The following is a 13988-nucleotide window of genomic DNA, read 5'->3' on the forward strand; positions in this document are numbered from 1 at the left end:
CGCGCAAGCGCGTAATCCGACATCACCGCAGCGCCAACAATATTGTCGGATTACGCGTGGCTTCGCCCCGCTAATCCGACCTACATGCTAATCCGACCCACGCCTGACCTTCCCCGTTTAGCCCATTTCGACAAGGAACTCATGCATGCCCGTATGCGGCAATTGCGCACACGCTGGTGCAAAGTGCGGCAACTGTCCCCACAGCAAGGGGTTGCCGACGACGTACACATAGTGTTGCGCGCGCGTCAGGGCCACGTTGAGCAGGTTCGGCGTGGCCGCCGCCCATTGCGCGGCACCGGCCGTGCTGTCGTCGGCGCCCAGGACCAGCATCACCACGCTTTGTTCCTTGCCCTGGAAGGTGTGCACGGTGCCCACCATCTGGCTACTCCATTGACGCAATTCGCGTGCCGTCGGTGCCTTGCCGTAGCCGAGGCGGCGGTCCCAGTCCAGGTCGATGATGCGCGAGCGCAATTCGTTGCGCACCGCCTTGAACGGCGTAATCACATACATGTCGGGCAGCTTGCCGTCGCGGCGATACAGTTTCAGCAGCACTTCCAGCACGAAATCGAGCTGCACGGGCACCACCTGCTTGTAGCTGACGGGACCAAGAGCGTCGATCCAGCAGCTGGGGCCACGCGTCAGGCCGCGCGCGCCGGCCGGCGGCGTGCGGTCGCTCAAGCCGTAGACCATCTTGTCTTCGTAGGCGATACTATTGGCCAGCGAAAACATCGGCTCCACGCAGCGGCGGTGCACGCGCAAGGGGCTGCCTATCCACAGCGGCTGGGCGCTGCCGGCACCGACATGCGCGCCATAACGGTTGGCCTTGTCGGCCAGTGTCTGCACGGAAACGCTTGTCGGCGCGTAACTGCCATCCTGCGTATGCGGCGACAGGGCTGACAAGGTCTGCACGAGGCGGCCCGGCACTGTGAACACGGGTTCGATCTGCAGCGGGTCGCCCACGACGACAGCACGTTTTGCGCGCCACAGGCTGCCCAGCGCCGCTTGCGGCACGGCCTGGCCCGCTTCATCGATGAACAGCCAGCCCAGCGATTCCGGACCCATGCCCTGGAACTGGCGCGCGAACGAGGCGAACGTGGTCGACACGACAGGCACCACCATGAACAGGCTGTGCCAGACCATGGCGATGTGCGACTGGTCGTAGGCGCGCTTGTTTTTCAGCAATTTCGATACGGCCAGCAAGTTGCCGCCAAAGCCGGGACCGCCCTTCTTCGCCACTTCCGCCAGCCACGCTTCATGCAGGGCCAGGGCCTTGGCGAACAGGCGCGAGCGCAGGCGCGCCAGCGCCGGTTCATGCCACAGGCCGCCAATTTGCAGTGCGTCGCCGTCCAGCTCGTCCAGGGTGGCCGGGGCGATGATGGTGGGGAAACGCATGCGCGCGCGGCGCAGCAGTTCCGTGCTGTCATCCCATTCGCGCTGGCGCGACTGCGCCGTGCGCAGGGCGATGTGCAGGCTGTTGCGGGCGCGCTCGCAGCGTGGCTCCAGCTCGCCCTTCAGCAGCAGCTTGATGGCGGACACGTCGCGCGCGGCCTGGCGCTGCGCCTCGGCATTGGCGATGACGGCATCTTTGTAGGCACGCGCCGGGGCCGTGCGGAACAGGCGGGCAAAGAACCCCGGTTGCGTCAGCGCCACCAGGCGTTCCTCTTCCAGCAATTCCTTCTTGCTGGCGAGTAGGGTGTCCTGCTGCGCCAGCGCGCCGGACAGGGCGCCATTCGCCGCATCCATTTCTTGCTCGGCAGCAATCAGCGCTTGCTGGCTGGCCTGCATGAAGTCGGCTTCCGTGCAGGTGCCCACGGCTTGCCACAGGGCTGCGTACTGGGCGTGCTCGGCCAGGGTCTTTTCCACCACGTGTTCCGTTTCGCGAAACTCGCGCGCGGCCTGGGCGAAGCTGACGCCCTGGTAGCTGGCCAGCCATTGGCGGATATTTTGTGCGTTCGGCGTCTTGCGCGCCGTGGTTTTATCCCAGTCGTCGTCATAAAAATTGCTGACGAAGCGGCGGCGGTTGGCGCTATTGCCCAGCGCACAGGACATCAAGCCCCATGGCGCCTCTTGTTCGGCCAGAGCGCGGTTGGCGCCATTGCCGTCGGCCACGACCCGGCGCGCCACGCTTTCAAAGTAACGCGTGCGCGCCCATTCCTTGCCCAGCTGTTTCGGTTTCGGTAAGTCGCCGGAAATATTTTCCACCGCCGCATTGTTGGACGAGGCGACGACCATTTCAAAGCCCGTCAGTTCGGGCCGCAAGCGGGCGATGGTGATGGGGTCGCGCACGCCTTCGAAGGCCACGGCAACCTTGCCGATGAAGGCGTCGCCGGCGCGGTCCAGGCAGGACAGCACGCTGGCGCGGCGCACGATGTTGTCGGCGAACAATTCGCGTAGCAAGGTCGTCTTGCCCGTGCCGGGCGGGCCGTTGACGGAAAAGATGCCGCGTTCGCTCAAGCCCGTGCGCGCGCCATGGATGGCGAACTGCTGCATCAGGCTCATGGCGTAGCTGGCGTCTTCCAGCCAGTGTCCGCGGTTCATATTGGCCGGGTTGAGCATGGCGGCCAGCGCCTGGCGTCCGGCCGGGCTGTACAGGTCGATGCGTTCATCCTGCGCCAGCGGCGTCAGGTAGGCGGCGACCGTCGCGGGCAACTTGCCGCCACGCAAGGCGCGGATGATCTGTTCCAGGTCATCGAGGTAAAAACTGTTGAGGATATCGATGGACGGCTCCACCGCGTCGCCAAAGTCCAGGCTGCGGTTCTGGCTGGACTCAAGCGTATCGGCTTCCGTTACGGCGGCGCGTTTCTTGCGCGTGCGCAACTCCAGCACGGCCAGCGGTTGGCCGGCTGACGGGTGGAAACCGGCCCAGTCGCGCAGCAGGTCGGCCAGGGCCGCGATTTCCATGCCGGACAGGGGCGACGAGACATTGCCCGCCTCGTCCGTCACTTGTTGCGGGACACGGCTTGCCGCGAAATTGCGCAAGCTGTCTTGCAGCGCCAGCTGGCTGTCGCTGAAGGCGTCCAGGCTCAGGCCGGACCAGTCCGGCGTGCGCGCGCGGCCCAGCGCCCACGGTAACGTCGACACGGACACGGGGTCGAACTGCGGCTCGCCCAGCGCATTGAGATTCAGGCGGGCAAAGCACGAGCGTCCCAGCAGCTCTGTTTTTTCTGTTTCGGCGATGTTTTCCGGGCCGTTGGCCGGCGGACAAGCCTTGTTGATTTCCGCCTTGTCGAACACGCCGAGGAACAGTGAGAAGCCGTCGATCTCGCGGTCGGACGGGACTTGCCATTGCGTGGCGAACTGCAGCGGCAATTGCGCCAGCTGTTCGCGGTGCAGGAGACGCACGGTGGACTGGTCTTCAACGTCCGTGATTTGATTCAGGTCAAACGGGATAAAGAATTCGATCTTGTGCCAATACTCCAGGATAGCCAGGAGGCGCTGCTGTTCTGCCTGATTCATGATGACCAATATTTTTGTAAAGCGAGCGAGGATTGTAAAGCGTATGCGCGGCGCGTGTTTTGCACTTTCGCCTATTGCGCGGGCTTTGCCGCAAAAAAAGTGGCGATTGCGGACGAAAAAAAGCCAGGCAGCAACTTCCTGCCTGGCTTACACGTCTGGAGCTTGCTGCTATTACTTAAAACTCTTCCCATTCGCTTTCGGCACCAGCATTGCTGCGGCGTGCCGGCGCGGCCGCCACGGCCATGCGCGCGGGTGCGGGCTTGGCCGCAGGGCGTGCGATGGCTGGCGCTGCCGGTGCTGTGCGCACTGGCGTCAGCCTGGCTGCGCTGGCGACATGGTTGCCTGTCTTGAAGAAGCCCACTACGTGCGCCAGCTCGCCCGCCTGTTCCTGCATGCTTTGCGAGGCGGCTGCCGCTTCTTCCACCAGGGCCGCGTTTTGCTGCGTCACTTCATCCATCTGGGCAATGGCCATGTTGATCTGCTCGATGCCGATGGTTTGCTCGTGCGTGGCGGAGGTGATCTCGCCCATGATGTCGGTCACGCGCACGATGCTGTCGACGATGTCGCCCATGGTCTGTCCCGCTTCATTGACGAGGCGCGAACCCGTGTCCACGTTGGCCACGGAGGCGGCGATGAGTTCCTTGATTTCTTTTGCTGCGCCAGCCGATCTTTGGGCAAGATTACGCACCTCTGTTGCCACCACGGCGAAGCCACGGCCCTGTTCGCCTGCGCGCGCCGCCTCCACGGCCGCATTCAAGGCCAGGATATTCGTCTGGAAGGCGATGCCATCGATGACGCCGATGATGTCGACGATTTTCTTCGACGACGCGTTGATGGTGCCCATGGTGTCGACCACTTGCGAGACGATGCTGCCGCCGCGCACGGCCACTTCCGACGCGCTTTTCGCCAGTTGATTCGCCTGGCGCGCATTGTCCGCGTTCTGTTTCACGGTGGAAGTCAGTTCTTCCATGGCCGACGCCGTTTCTTCCAGCGAACTGGCTTGCTCTTCCGTGCGGGAAGACAGGTCGAGGTTGCCGGCGGCAATTTCGCTCGACGCCGTGGAGATCGCGTCCGTGCCATGGCGCACTTGCGCCACCACCCCCAATAAGCTGTCGTTCATGGCTTTCAGGGCGCCCAGCAGGCGGCCCGTTTCATCGCTGGAATTGACGACGATGTGCGACGACAAGTCGCCGGACGCCACGGTTTCGGCCACACTGACTGCCGCATTGATGGGCTGGGTAATCGAACGCGTGATGATCCAGGCAACAAAAGCGCCCAGCAGCACGGCCACGCTGCCCAGGGTAATCATGTAGGCGCGCGCGCTGGCGCTCAGCGTTTCGGCATCCGTCGCCGCCTGCGCCGCCTGTTCGCCTTCATACGCGACCAGGCTGTCGAGCGCGCCCAGCACGATCTTCAGGCTGGGTGCCGCCTGCTGCGTCAAAAAGGCGATCGCCTCTTCCGTCTGGCCCGCATTGCGCAGCTCGATGACTTTGTTGTTCAGCGGTGCGCCCGATTTCAGGGCTGCGTCCAGCTCGGCCATCAGCGCCGTTTCCTTGTCCGTCGAGATTTTCTTTTGCAAGGTTTCCTTGGCGGCGCCGTATTTCTTGCGCGCTTCGCCGATTTTCGCCAGTTCCGCCTGTACCAGCGCTTCCGTCGGCGCCACCACCACGCTGGTGATCGCCAGGGTAATGTTGCGCACGTTGTCGCTCATGGTGTTGGCCGCAGCCATCTTGACGTTCTTGTCGGCCACGATGTCGTGGGTGCGTGCGCTCAGTTGGCCCATCGAGTACAGGCCGACGAGCAAGACGGCCACCAGCAGACCGAGGACGACAGCAAACCCGATTCCGAGGCGGGTGCCGATTTTGAATTGTGTGAGTGACATGATTGCTTTCGTGGTGCGGAAGTGAGAGAAAACGTCGACAAGCCTGGACTACGGGTTTATACGTACCGGCGGCGAGTCTGTAATTGTTCCTCAAAATTTCGCACTGCAATACAAAAACTTGTATCAAGTCCCCGAAAAGTATGAAATTTGGTAGCAAATTAAATAAGTTGTCGTGTGGAAACAACGAGCGCGGCGTCAGCAGGAAACATCAGCGCTGGGGAAACATGTGGATGGCCAGGAAATCGATGAAGGCGCGCAGTTTCGGCGTCAGGTGGCGGCTGCTGGGCCACAGGATGCGCAAGGCGCCGTCGTGCTGGTGGTGCGCATCCAGCAGGCTGTGCAAGCGGCCCGCGTCCAGTGCCGCGCGCACGGCAAAGTCGGGCAGGGCGGCGATGCCCAGGCCGTTTTCGGCAAAGTGCAGCAGGGTCTCGACATTGTTGCAGTTCAGTAGCGCCGGCAAGCCCGCCGCGTGCAGGGCGGGCCACTCGGGCAGTGGCCAGGCCTCGACCTTGCCGCTGCTGGGAAATTTGTACAGCAGGCAAGTATGGCGCAACAGATCTGCCGGCAGCACCGGTGTGCCGTGCTGTGCCAGATAGGCGGGCGCTGCCACCAGTTGCAGCTGGAACTGGCCCAGCTGGCGGCTCATCAGGCGGCTGTCGGCGCTCTCTCCCGCGCGCACGACGGCATCGTAGCCTTCCTCGATCACGTCGACCCGGCGGTCGCTGAAATCGAGATCGAGTTCCACTTGCGGATAGGCGCGCGCAAAGGCCGCCAGCACGGGATTGAGCAAGCTGCCCACCAAAGGCAGGCTGACGCGCAGCCGGCCTTGCGGTGCGCTCTTGCTGTTCGTCAACTCCAGCTCGGCCGCTTCGATCTCGCCCAGGATGCGCCGGCAGCGCTCGAGAAACACGCTGCCTTCGCTGGTCAGTGCGATGCTGCGCGTGCTGCGGTGAAACAGGCGCACGCCCAGCCGCTCTTCCAGCCGGGCGATGCTCTTGCCGATGGCCGAGGCGGAAATACCCAGCACGCGGCCCGCTGCCACGAAGCTGCGCGTTTCCGCCGCCTGCACGAAGGCCGTGAATCCCGCCAGGTTATCCATGTCGTCCCTTGTCATCATTGATTGCGGATGCCAACGTCCGCACAGACAGAAACTATAGCCTGTTTTTCTTTGATCGCGCCTGCCTTACCTTGGCAGCTCGATCAATTGAAAGGCTACGCCATGATGTACAACTTCTCTTCCGCGGCCTTATCCGCCCGCATCGATCCCTTGCTCGATGCCGTCTTGCAGCAGCGCCTGGTGGGCGCCGTGGTGCTGGTGCGCCAGCGTGGCCAGGAAATCTATCGCCGCGCGGCCGGCTACCTGGACCGCGAGGCAGGCACGCCCATGGTTGAAGACGCCATCTTCCGCCTGGCGTCCGTCAGCAAACCCATCGTCTCTACGGCCGCGCTGGCGCTGGTGGGGCAAGGGCGCCTGGGCCTGGACGACCTGGTGGCGCGCTGGCTGCCATATTTTGCACCGCGCCAGCCGGATGGCACCGTGGCGGCCATCACCGTACGCCACTTGCTCACGCACACGGCCGGGCTCGACTACGGCTTCTTCCAACCGCCGGGCGGCGCGTATGCGCAGGCTGGCGTGTCCGATGGCATGGATGCGTCGTCCGTCAGCCTTGAAGAAAACCTGCGCCGCCTGGCCACCGTGCCGCTGGCGTATGCACCGGGCGAGCGCTGGGCGTATTCGATTGCCACCGACGTGTTGGGCGGCGTGATCGAAGCGGTGACTGGTTTGCCGCTGGCGCACGCCGTGGCACAGCTGGTGACGGCGCCGCTAGCCATGCGCGACACGGGTTTTATCAGCACGCAGCCGGCGCGCCTGGCCGTGGCGTATGCGGACCGCGCAGCGGGAGAATTGCAGCCGCGGCGTTTGCTGGACGAAGGCGAAGACCATCTGCCGTTTCTCGATGGCATGGCAGGTTTTACGTTATCGCCGGCGCGCGCGCTCGACGCGCACGCCTACCCGTCCGGCGGCGCCGGTATGCTCGGTTCCGCTCTTGATTTCATGCGCCTGCTGGAAACCTTGCGCCAGGGCGGCGCACCCCTGTTGCCGCCTGCGCTGGTGCGCCAGATGGGCGAAAGCCAGACGGGAGGCTTTGACTTGCCGTTCTGGCCGGGCCGTGGCTTCGGCCTGGGTTTTACGGTATTGACCGATCCGCAACTGGCCGCCACGCCGGAAGCGGTGGGAACGTGGCGCATGGGCGGCACGTATGGCCACTCGTGGTTTGTTGACCCGGCCCGCGAACTGTCCGTGGTGGCGTTCACGAATACTGCATTGGAAGGCATGGCGGGACCGTTCGTGATGGAACTGTGCCAGGCGATTTATGGCAGCAAGGAAGCTGGCGTGGAGCAAGCGCAATGAGGCCCATCGTTTTCCTCGCGCTGGGCCTGTTCGGCGTGTATTGCATCGAGTTTGGCGTGGTGGGCATCTTGCCGATGATTATGCAGCGCTATGGCGTGACGGCGGCGCAGGCGGGCTCATTGGTGAGTCTGTTCGCCCTGGTGATCGCCGTGGGCGGGCCCTTCCTCGTGCTGCTGGCCACGCGCTGGCGCCGCAAGCGCGTGTTGATCGCCTCCCTGCTGGTGTTCGCCCTGGCCAGCGTGGCCTCTGCGTATGCACCGCGCTTCGAGCTGCTACTGGCGCTGCGCATGGTGCCGGCCCTGTTCCACCCCGTGTATTTCTCGCTGGCCATGGTGGCCGCCGCCGCCCTGTATCCGCCGCAGCAGGCGGCACGGGCCGGCGCGCATGCGTTTACGGGCACCAGCATGGGCATGGTGCTGGGCATTCCGCTGACGACGTGGATCGCCGCCCAGTATGGCTATGAGGCATCGTTCCTTGCCTGCGCACTGGTGAATGCGCTGGCGGCGCTGGGGCTATACCTGTTCCTGCCGGACACGCCGCAGGAGGCGCCGATGGCGTATGGCCGCCAGTTGGCCGTGCTGCGCAAACCCGCCCTGTGGTTCACCATTGCCGCCGCCGTGCTGGTGTTTGCCGCCATGTTTGCCGTGTATGCGTATGCGGCCGCGTATCTGCAGCAGGTGGCGGGCTTGTCGGCGCGCCAGACGGGGCTGGCGCTGGTGGTGTTTGGCGTGGGCGGCGTGGCCGGTAATCTGTTCGCGGGGCGCCAGCTGGGCACGCACGTGCTGCGCACGGTCTTGCTGCAGCCCGTGCTGCTGGGGCTGGCGTACTGGCTGTTGTATGAGTATGCGGGCGGCGATATCGGCTGGGTGGCCCTGGCCGTGTTGCTGCTGTTCTGGGGCGCCGCGCATACGAGCGGGCTGATCGTGACGCAAGTGTGGCTCAGCAGCGAAGCGCGCGAGGCGCCCGCGTTCGCCATCGGCGTGTATATCGCCGCCATCAACCTGGGCGTGACGCTGGGCGCGCTGGCCGGCGGCATGGCCATCGAGTCCTACGGCATGCGGGGGGCGCTGGCCTGCGGCGCGCTGTTGGGTACCTTGGCGCTGGGGGTAATCCTGCTCAAGGCATGGCTGTATCGCCTGCCCTCAGTCGGCAATATGGTTGGGGATGCGAAACAGTAGATCCGTGTCGCCGATGTCCACGCCCGCTTGCGACAGCAGGGTGCTGGCCTGGCCCCGGTGGTGCGTCTGGTGATTGAAGAAATGCATGAGCAGGCTGAAGAATTCGCGCCGGTTTGGTCCCTTGCTGTTGCGGTAGTCCAGCAAATGATCGAGGTCTTCTTCGCGGATGGAGGCAGCCCAGTCGATGATGAGCTGGTCCAGCCACAGCCGGTGCGCGTGCATGGCGGCAAAATCCTCGGCCGCGAACAGCGGGTGCGTGAGCGAGGCGGGCGGCGTGATGGCGCGGATGGGGTCGAGCATGGGGAAGCCGGCCGGGTGCCTGGCGAAGCGCTGCAGCCACAGGGTGTCGCCCACCATCACGTGGTTCAGGGTAGCCAGCAGGGAGCCGAAAAAGGCGCCCCGCTCGCGCTGCAGCTCGCCGGGCGGCAAGCTGGCCGCGGCCGCGTAGACTTTGGCATTCATCCACTGGTTGTAATCGGCCATCAGGCAAATGTGGGCGCAACGGCTCATGGACAAACCTCTGTGAATGAATGAAAGGCTATTTTATACAGACTTCAAAAATGCGCGTATGCCGGCCAGCAACATTTCAATGGCCATCGCCGTCAGGATCAAGCCCATCAGGCGCTCGAACGCCGTCATGACCCTTGGACCGAGCGCCCGCTGCAAGCGTTCGGCGCACAGGAAGACGGCCAGCCAGACGACGGCCACGGCCGTCAAGCCCGCCACGTGGGCGATCACTTCATTGACTTCGTGCGAGGAAAACAGCAGCACGGTCGCCAATGCCGACGGGCCGGCCAGCGCGGGGATGGCCAGCGGCACGATGAACGGTTCGCCGCCCATCTCGTGGTCGCTATTGCCGGCGTTGGGTTGTGGAAACACCATGCGCATGGCGATCAGGAACAGGATTACGCCGCCGCCGATGCGCAGCGCCACTTCCGACAATTGCAAGGCGTTCAGGAAATGGCGGCCGAAGAACATAAACAGCAGCAAGATGCCGAAGGCGATCATGCACTCGCGCACCACGACTTTCCAGCGCCGCTCGACCGGTACCCGCTTCAGGGCATTGACGAACAGGGAAACGTTGCCGAACGGGTCGGTGACGAGCAAGAGCAGGATAAAAGTCTGGAAGAAATTCTGTGTCATGGTGATGTGATTGAGGTCAACACCGCTGCCAGGATGGGCGCGGTGCGATAAGGCTTGCGATGATAACAAGAGCGGCGGCTATCGCCCATGATTATTGATGCATAGCAGCATTTTTTTTACGCGGCGATGACTTTTGCCTGGTAAAACGCGGTGGGCGTGGTGCCGAAATGTTTCTTGAACATGGCCGCAAACGCACTCTGGCTGGTGTAGCCATTCTCCATGGCCACGTCGATGACCTTGCTGCCGTGCGCCAATTGTTCCAGCGCCCGCAGCAAACGGGCCTGCTGGCGCCACTGGCCAAAGCGCATGCCCGTCTGTTTCTGGAACAAGCGGTGCAGGCTGCGCTCGGTGATCGCCAGTTCCTGCGCCCAGTGCGCTACCGTCACTTGCTCTCCCGGTTGTGCCATCAGCCGCGCGCAAATACCGCGCAGGCGCGCATCCACGGGTAAGGGCAAATACAGGGGCAGCACGGGCAGGCTGTTTAGCTCGTGCAACAGCAATTGCAGCAGATGCCAGTCGCGGCTGCCTTCCGTGAAATCGGGCGCGATATCGACGGCCGCCACGATCAGTTGCCGCAGCAGGGGGCTGATGTCGAGCACGCAGCTGTGGCGCGGCAGCAATGGCGAGCTGGCGCAATCGATGAAGACGGTGCGCATTTTCACCGCGCCGCTCATGCGCACCTGGTGCGCGATGCCGGGCTGCAGCCATACGCCGCGCGTGGGTGGCACCACCCAGCGCCCGCCCTGCGCCTCGATGGTCATCACGCCCTCGATGGCGTACAGCAATTGCGCATGCGTGTGGCGGTGCACGGAAATCACGTGGCCATGCGCATAGTCGACGGCCAGCGCCATGGCGCGCGCCGTGACGGGCAGCAATTCCTGAAAGGCGGCGGAGGTGCAATCCATAAAAACAGGGTCAGTTTTGCGATAGGTACAGACATCTTAGCGCGAGAAAGCGCAGCGCGCCTGCGGCATGATGGTTCCCCCGCAATTATTTATGGAGCCTCGCATGCCTGTGCGCGCCTATCTGTATCCGTTTCTGGCCATGCTGCTGTGGGCCGGCAACGTCGTCGTCTCGAAGCTGGCTGCATCCAGCATCGCCCCCACGGCCATCACCTTTTATCGCCTGGTGCTGGTCTTGCTGGTGATGACTCCGTTTATCGCCCGCCCCCTGTGGCGCAACCGCGCCGCCATCCGGCGCCAGTGGTGGCAGCTGGCCCTGTGCGGCGTGATGTCGATGGCGCTGTTCCAGAGCCTGTCTTACCGCGCCGCCGAATCGACGACGGCCACCAACATGGCCATCGTCACGGCGCTGGCGCCCCTGATGACGGCCCTGCTCAGCGTGCTGCTGCTGGGTGAGCGATTGACGGTGGGCATGGCGGCCGGCGGCGTGCTGTCGTTTGGCGGCTTGCTGTACCTGGTAGGGCGCGGCGATATGCTGGCCCTGTTGCAGCAGGGCGTGCATGCGGGCGACGCGCTGATGCTGCTGGCCTGCCTGATCTTCGCTTTGTATGGCGTGCTGTTGCGCCGCTGGCGTCTGTCCATTCCTGCCTGGCAAGCCATTTATTGCCAGGCGCTGGCGGCCCTGGCGTGCATGCTGCCGCTGTTCCTGCTGCTGCCGCCCGGCAGCGCCAGGCTGGACGCCACCACCTTGCCCCTGATCGGCTATGCGGGCATCGGCTCGTCCATCGTGCTGTCCTACCTGTGGATCGAAGGCGTCAAACTGCTGGGGCCGAACCGCTGCAGCATCTACGTCAACCTGCTACCCCTGCTGACGGCCTTGCTGGCCATCGTCTGGCTGCACGAAAGCATGCATATATATCACCTGGTCGGCGGCGGCATCTCGCTGCTGGGCGTGCTGCTGGCGCAGACGGTGCAGCGACCGTTGTTTGGCCGCTACCGTCCTGGGGTGTCCGGGACTGCCTGAACGGCCATGCATAATGGCGCTTTTGGGCAGTGGAGTTGGCATGCGGAAAATATTTGGGATGAGCACGATGGCGGCGCTGCTGGCGCTGAGTACCCTGGCGCCAGCGCAGGCAGCGCCGCGTTTTTATGAGGGCATCCCCATGGCCACCGCCAGCGCCATCGAGCGCCGCGATGGCGGCGTGGTGCTGGCTTTCCTGCGGGAAAATGGCGAAGTCAACGGCTACTATTGCCAGTGCAATGGCATCAGCGAAAAACGCATGAACCTGGACAAGTACGGCAAGGCCAGCATCGAAGCCGTGTTCCAGCTGGACCTCGACAGCGAAGGCGAAACCACCTTGGTGCTCAGCCGCAGTGCGAATGCCTATGGCTTGCATGCCTACCGTTACGAGCGCAGCGGCGGCAGGATGTTCAAGGTGACCACTTTGCAGCCCGCGCTGGACGCCATCGTGCGCGGCGCCAAGGTCATGGATGAAGCGCGGGTACGCGCGGCGCTGGCGTCCCTGCAGCTGATCGATTACAGCATCGCGTATGCGCCCTCGGGCGTTGCCGAATTCGACGCCATCGAGCATGCGCACGGCACCCTGGTCGGCTATTTCAATATCGACGGCGAGTTACTGCCGGGCAAACCGGCCGACGCGCCCGCGTTTGCCTATAAAAAAACCTTCCAGGAAAAGGAGGGCCATGCTCTGACCGTCACGTATCTGCTGGGCAAGGGCTGGGAAGGGGGCCGCGCGCCCAGCTACCACGTCAAGTGGATCACCTGGGAAACGCAACCGCAGCGCTTTGCCGCCAGCCAGGATGGCGTATTTGTCGAATACGACGTGAATTACTGCGTGGGCAGCGTGTTTGCCCGTGGCCTGTATGTGCAGGGCAAGCGCACCGGCGTATGGCACTTCGAAGAGCCGGACACCATCCGCTCGTCCGGCGCCTTTGTCGACGACAAGGCCGAGGGGCCGTGGACGTATGAAAGCGGCGACGAAACCACCACGGGCATGATGCAGCGGGGCCAGCGCACGGGCCGTTGGGAAGTGAGCCCGGGCGTGGCTGAATGGCGCGCAGCGGACATGCACAGCTTCACCGGTTATGACCATTTTGTGAAAGACCGTTTGAACGGCCCCAGCGAACGCCGCATCGATGGCGTGGTGCAATGGCAGGGCAACTATGTGAATGGCAAGAAACAGGGCCAGTGGGTCGAACCTGGCGGTGGCGGCAACTACGTCGATGACGTGAAACAGGGACCATGGAAAAAGGCGACGCCGGACGGCGGCCGGCAAGTGCTGACCATGCTCGATGGCAAGCCCGATGGCAAACTGGAGCAGTATGCGGCCAGCGGCCAGCTGGAACTGGTCGAGCATTACCGCCTGGGTGTGCTCGATGGCACGATGGAAAGTTTTTATCCGGATGGCAAGCGGCGTTACCAGGGCAGCTTTGCCGACGGCAAGCGCGATGGTGCGGAAACCCTGTTTTATCCCGATGGCGAATTGCCGCAATTTCACCGCAACTGGAACAAGGGTGTGCTGCACGGCGTCAACATCGAACATTTCCAGAATGGGAAACCGAAGCAGATCGGCGCTTACAACATGGGCAAAAAAACGGGCCGCTTCCAGTATTTCCGCGACGATGGCCAGCTCATCGAAGAAACCATGTATTAACTTGCTGATTAACATACCTGGCATGCCGGCGCGACCGCGCACGATTGCGGCATGCCAGTTCTGCGCAAAAAACATCATCCACTTGTTACAAAGCGTGAAAATCCCGGCTGCATATTGCTACAGCGAATTTTTCCCTGTATCTTGCAATCAGGAAATTAAAAGTACAGGAAACCTCAACCCTGTTGCCCTGTATTTCACTCCTGACGATGATGAGCGGGCCGCCTTCCCCCCAGCCGCCACTCACGCTCCATCGACCGAATTTTGTCCTGAACAATGAAGAACTGCCTCGCCCATCTGGCGCTTGCCGTCATCCGTCCGGCATGCCCAGGCATGGTTGCG

At 63.3% G+C, this 13988-nt stretch carries 10 protein-coding genes; 4 read left to right on the top strand and 6 right to left on the bottom strand.

The genetic code is table 11. The annotated features are described in order from the left end of the window. Positions 1 to 117 precede the first annotated feature (117 nt). From ACP7EG_RS24025 to ACP7EG_RS24035, 3 genes are all read right to left on the bottom strand, one after another. The gene (locus ACP7EG_RS24025; protein ID WP_426089592.1) at positions 118 to 3456 is read right to left on the bottom strand and encodes a DEAD/DEAH box helicase; all 3339 of its coding nucleotides are present in this window, start codon (positions 3454 to 3456) and stop codon (positions 118 to 120) included. A 175-nt stretch (positions 3457 to 3631) separates the two neighbouring features. Beyond that, positions 3632 to 5338: a methyl-accepting chemotaxis protein gene (locus tag ACP7EG_RS24030; RefSeq protein ID WP_426089593.1), complete on the bottom strand. Its 1707-nt coding sequence runs from the start codon at positions 5336 to 5338 to the stop codon at positions 3632 to 3634. A gap of 208 nt (positions 5339 to 5546) precedes the next feature. Continuing rightward, positions 5547 to 6437, bottom strand: a complete 891-nt coding sequence (locus tag ACP7EG_RS24035; RefSeq protein ID WP_426089594.1) for a LysR family transcriptional regulator — start codon at positions 6435 to 6437, stop codon at positions 5547 to 5549. A gap of 120 nt (positions 6438 to 6557) precedes the next feature. On the opposite strand from ACP7EG_RS24035, the gene ACP7EG_RS24040 reads away from it, so the two are divergent. Together ACP7EG_RS24040 and ACP7EG_RS24045 are read left to right on the top strand one after the other, a co-directional pair. Then, entirely contained in the window at positions 6558 to 7751 is a 1194-nt protein-coding gene (locus ACP7EG_RS24040) for a serine hydrolase domain-containing protein (RefSeq protein ID WP_426089595.1), read from the top strand. Beyond that, a complete protein-coding gene (locus ACP7EG_RS24045; protein WP_426089596.1) occupies positions 7748 to 8929 on the top strand; it encodes an MFS transporter in 1182 nt (393 codons plus the stop codon). Before ACP7EG_RS24040 ends, ACP7EG_RS24045 begins: the two co-directional genes overlap by 4 nt. On the opposite strand, the gene ACP7EG_RS24050 is transcribed toward ACP7EG_RS24045, so the two are convergent. The 3 genes from ACP7EG_RS24050 to ACP7EG_RS24060 form a co-directional block, all read right to left on the bottom strand. Continuing rightward, positions 8894 to 9439 carry a DinB family protein gene (locus tag ACP7EG_RS24050; protein ID WP_426089597.1) on the bottom strand — a complete coding sequence of 182 codons (546 nt, stop codon included), beginning with the start codon at positions 9437 to 9439 and terminating at the stop codon, positions 8894 to 8896. The two genes, ACP7EG_RS24045 and ACP7EG_RS24050, sit on opposite strands and share 36 nt — an antisense overlap. Before the next feature lie 33 nt (positions 9440 to 9472). Then, positions 9473 to 10072, bottom strand: coding sequence for a MarC family protein (locus ACP7EG_RS24055; RefSeq protein ID WP_071075094.1), 600 nt, complete (start codon positions 10070 to 10072; stop codon positions 9473 to 9475). 116 nt (positions 10073 to 10188) lie between these two features. Beyond that, positions 10189 to 10977 carry an AraC family transcriptional regulator gene (locus tag ACP7EG_RS24060; protein WP_426089598.1) on the bottom strand — a complete coding sequence of 263 codons (789 nt, stop codon included), beginning with the start codon at positions 10975 to 10977 and terminating at the stop codon, positions 10189 to 10191. 103 nt (positions 10978 to 11080) lie between these two features. Between ACP7EG_RS24060 and ACP7EG_RS24065 the strand changes: the two genes are divergently transcribed. Next, the gene (locus ACP7EG_RS24065) at positions 11081 to 11998 is read left to right on the top strand and encodes a DMT family transporter (protein WP_426089599.1); all 918 of its coding nucleotides are present in this window, start codon (positions 11081 to 11083) and stop codon (positions 11996 to 11998) included. A 40-nt stretch (positions 11999 to 12038) separates the two neighbouring features. Further along, positions 12039 to 13649, top strand: coding sequence for a toxin-antitoxin system YwqK family antitoxin (locus ACP7EG_RS24070; protein WP_426089600.1), 1611 nt, complete (start codon positions 12039 to 12041; stop codon positions 13647 to 13649). Positions 13650 to 13988: the final 339 nt, after the last annotated feature.

This window comes from Janthinobacterium sp. PSPC1-1 (genome assembly GCF_049897625.1).
GTDB classification, from domain to species: Bacteria; Pseudomonadota; Gammaproteobacteria; order Burkholderiales; family Burkholderiaceae_D; genus Janthinobacterium; species Janthinobacterium tructae.

Excerpts from the sequence above, each read along its gene's own strand:
- ACP7EG_RS24025 (WP_426089592.1), bottom strand. The coding sequence starts at position 3,456 with ATGAATCAGGCAGAACAGCAGCGCCTCCTGGCTATCCTGGAGTATTGG.
- ACP7EG_RS24030 (WP_426089593.1), bottom strand. The coding sequence starts at position 5,338 with ATGTCACTCACACAATTCAAAATCGGCACCCGCCTCGGAATCGGGTTT.
- ACP7EG_RS24035 (WP_426089594.1), bottom strand. The coding sequence starts at position 6,437 with ATGGATAACCTGGCGGGATTCACGGCCTTCGTGCAGGCGGCGGAAACG.
- ACP7EG_RS24040 (WP_426089595.1), top strand. The coding sequence starts at position 6,558 with ATGATGTACAACTTCTCTTCCGCGGCCTTATCCGCCCGCATCGATCCC.
- ACP7EG_RS24045 (WP_426089596.1), top strand. The coding sequence starts at position 7,748 with ATGAGGCCCATCGTTTTCCTCGCGCTGGGCCTGTTCGGCGTGTATTGC.
- ACP7EG_RS24050 (WP_426089597.1), bottom strand. The coding sequence starts at position 9,439 with ATGAGCCGTTGCGCCCACATTTGCCTGATGGCCGATTACAACCAGTGG.
- ACP7EG_RS24055 (WP_071075094.1), bottom strand. The coding sequence starts at position 10,072 with ATGACACAGAATTTCTTCCAGACTTTTATCCTGCTCTTGCTCGTCACC.
- ACP7EG_RS24060 (WP_426089598.1), bottom strand. The coding sequence starts at position 10,977 with ATGGATTGCACCTCCGCCGCCTTTCAGGAATTGCTGCCCGTCACGGCG.
- ACP7EG_RS24065 (WP_426089599.1), top strand. The coding sequence starts at position 11,081 with ATGCCTGTGCGCGCCTATCTGTATCCGTTTCTGGCCATGCTGCTGTGG.
- ACP7EG_RS24070 (WP_426089600.1), top strand. The coding sequence starts at position 12,039 with ATGCGGAAAATATTTGGGATGAGCACGATGGCGGCGCTGCTGGCGCTG.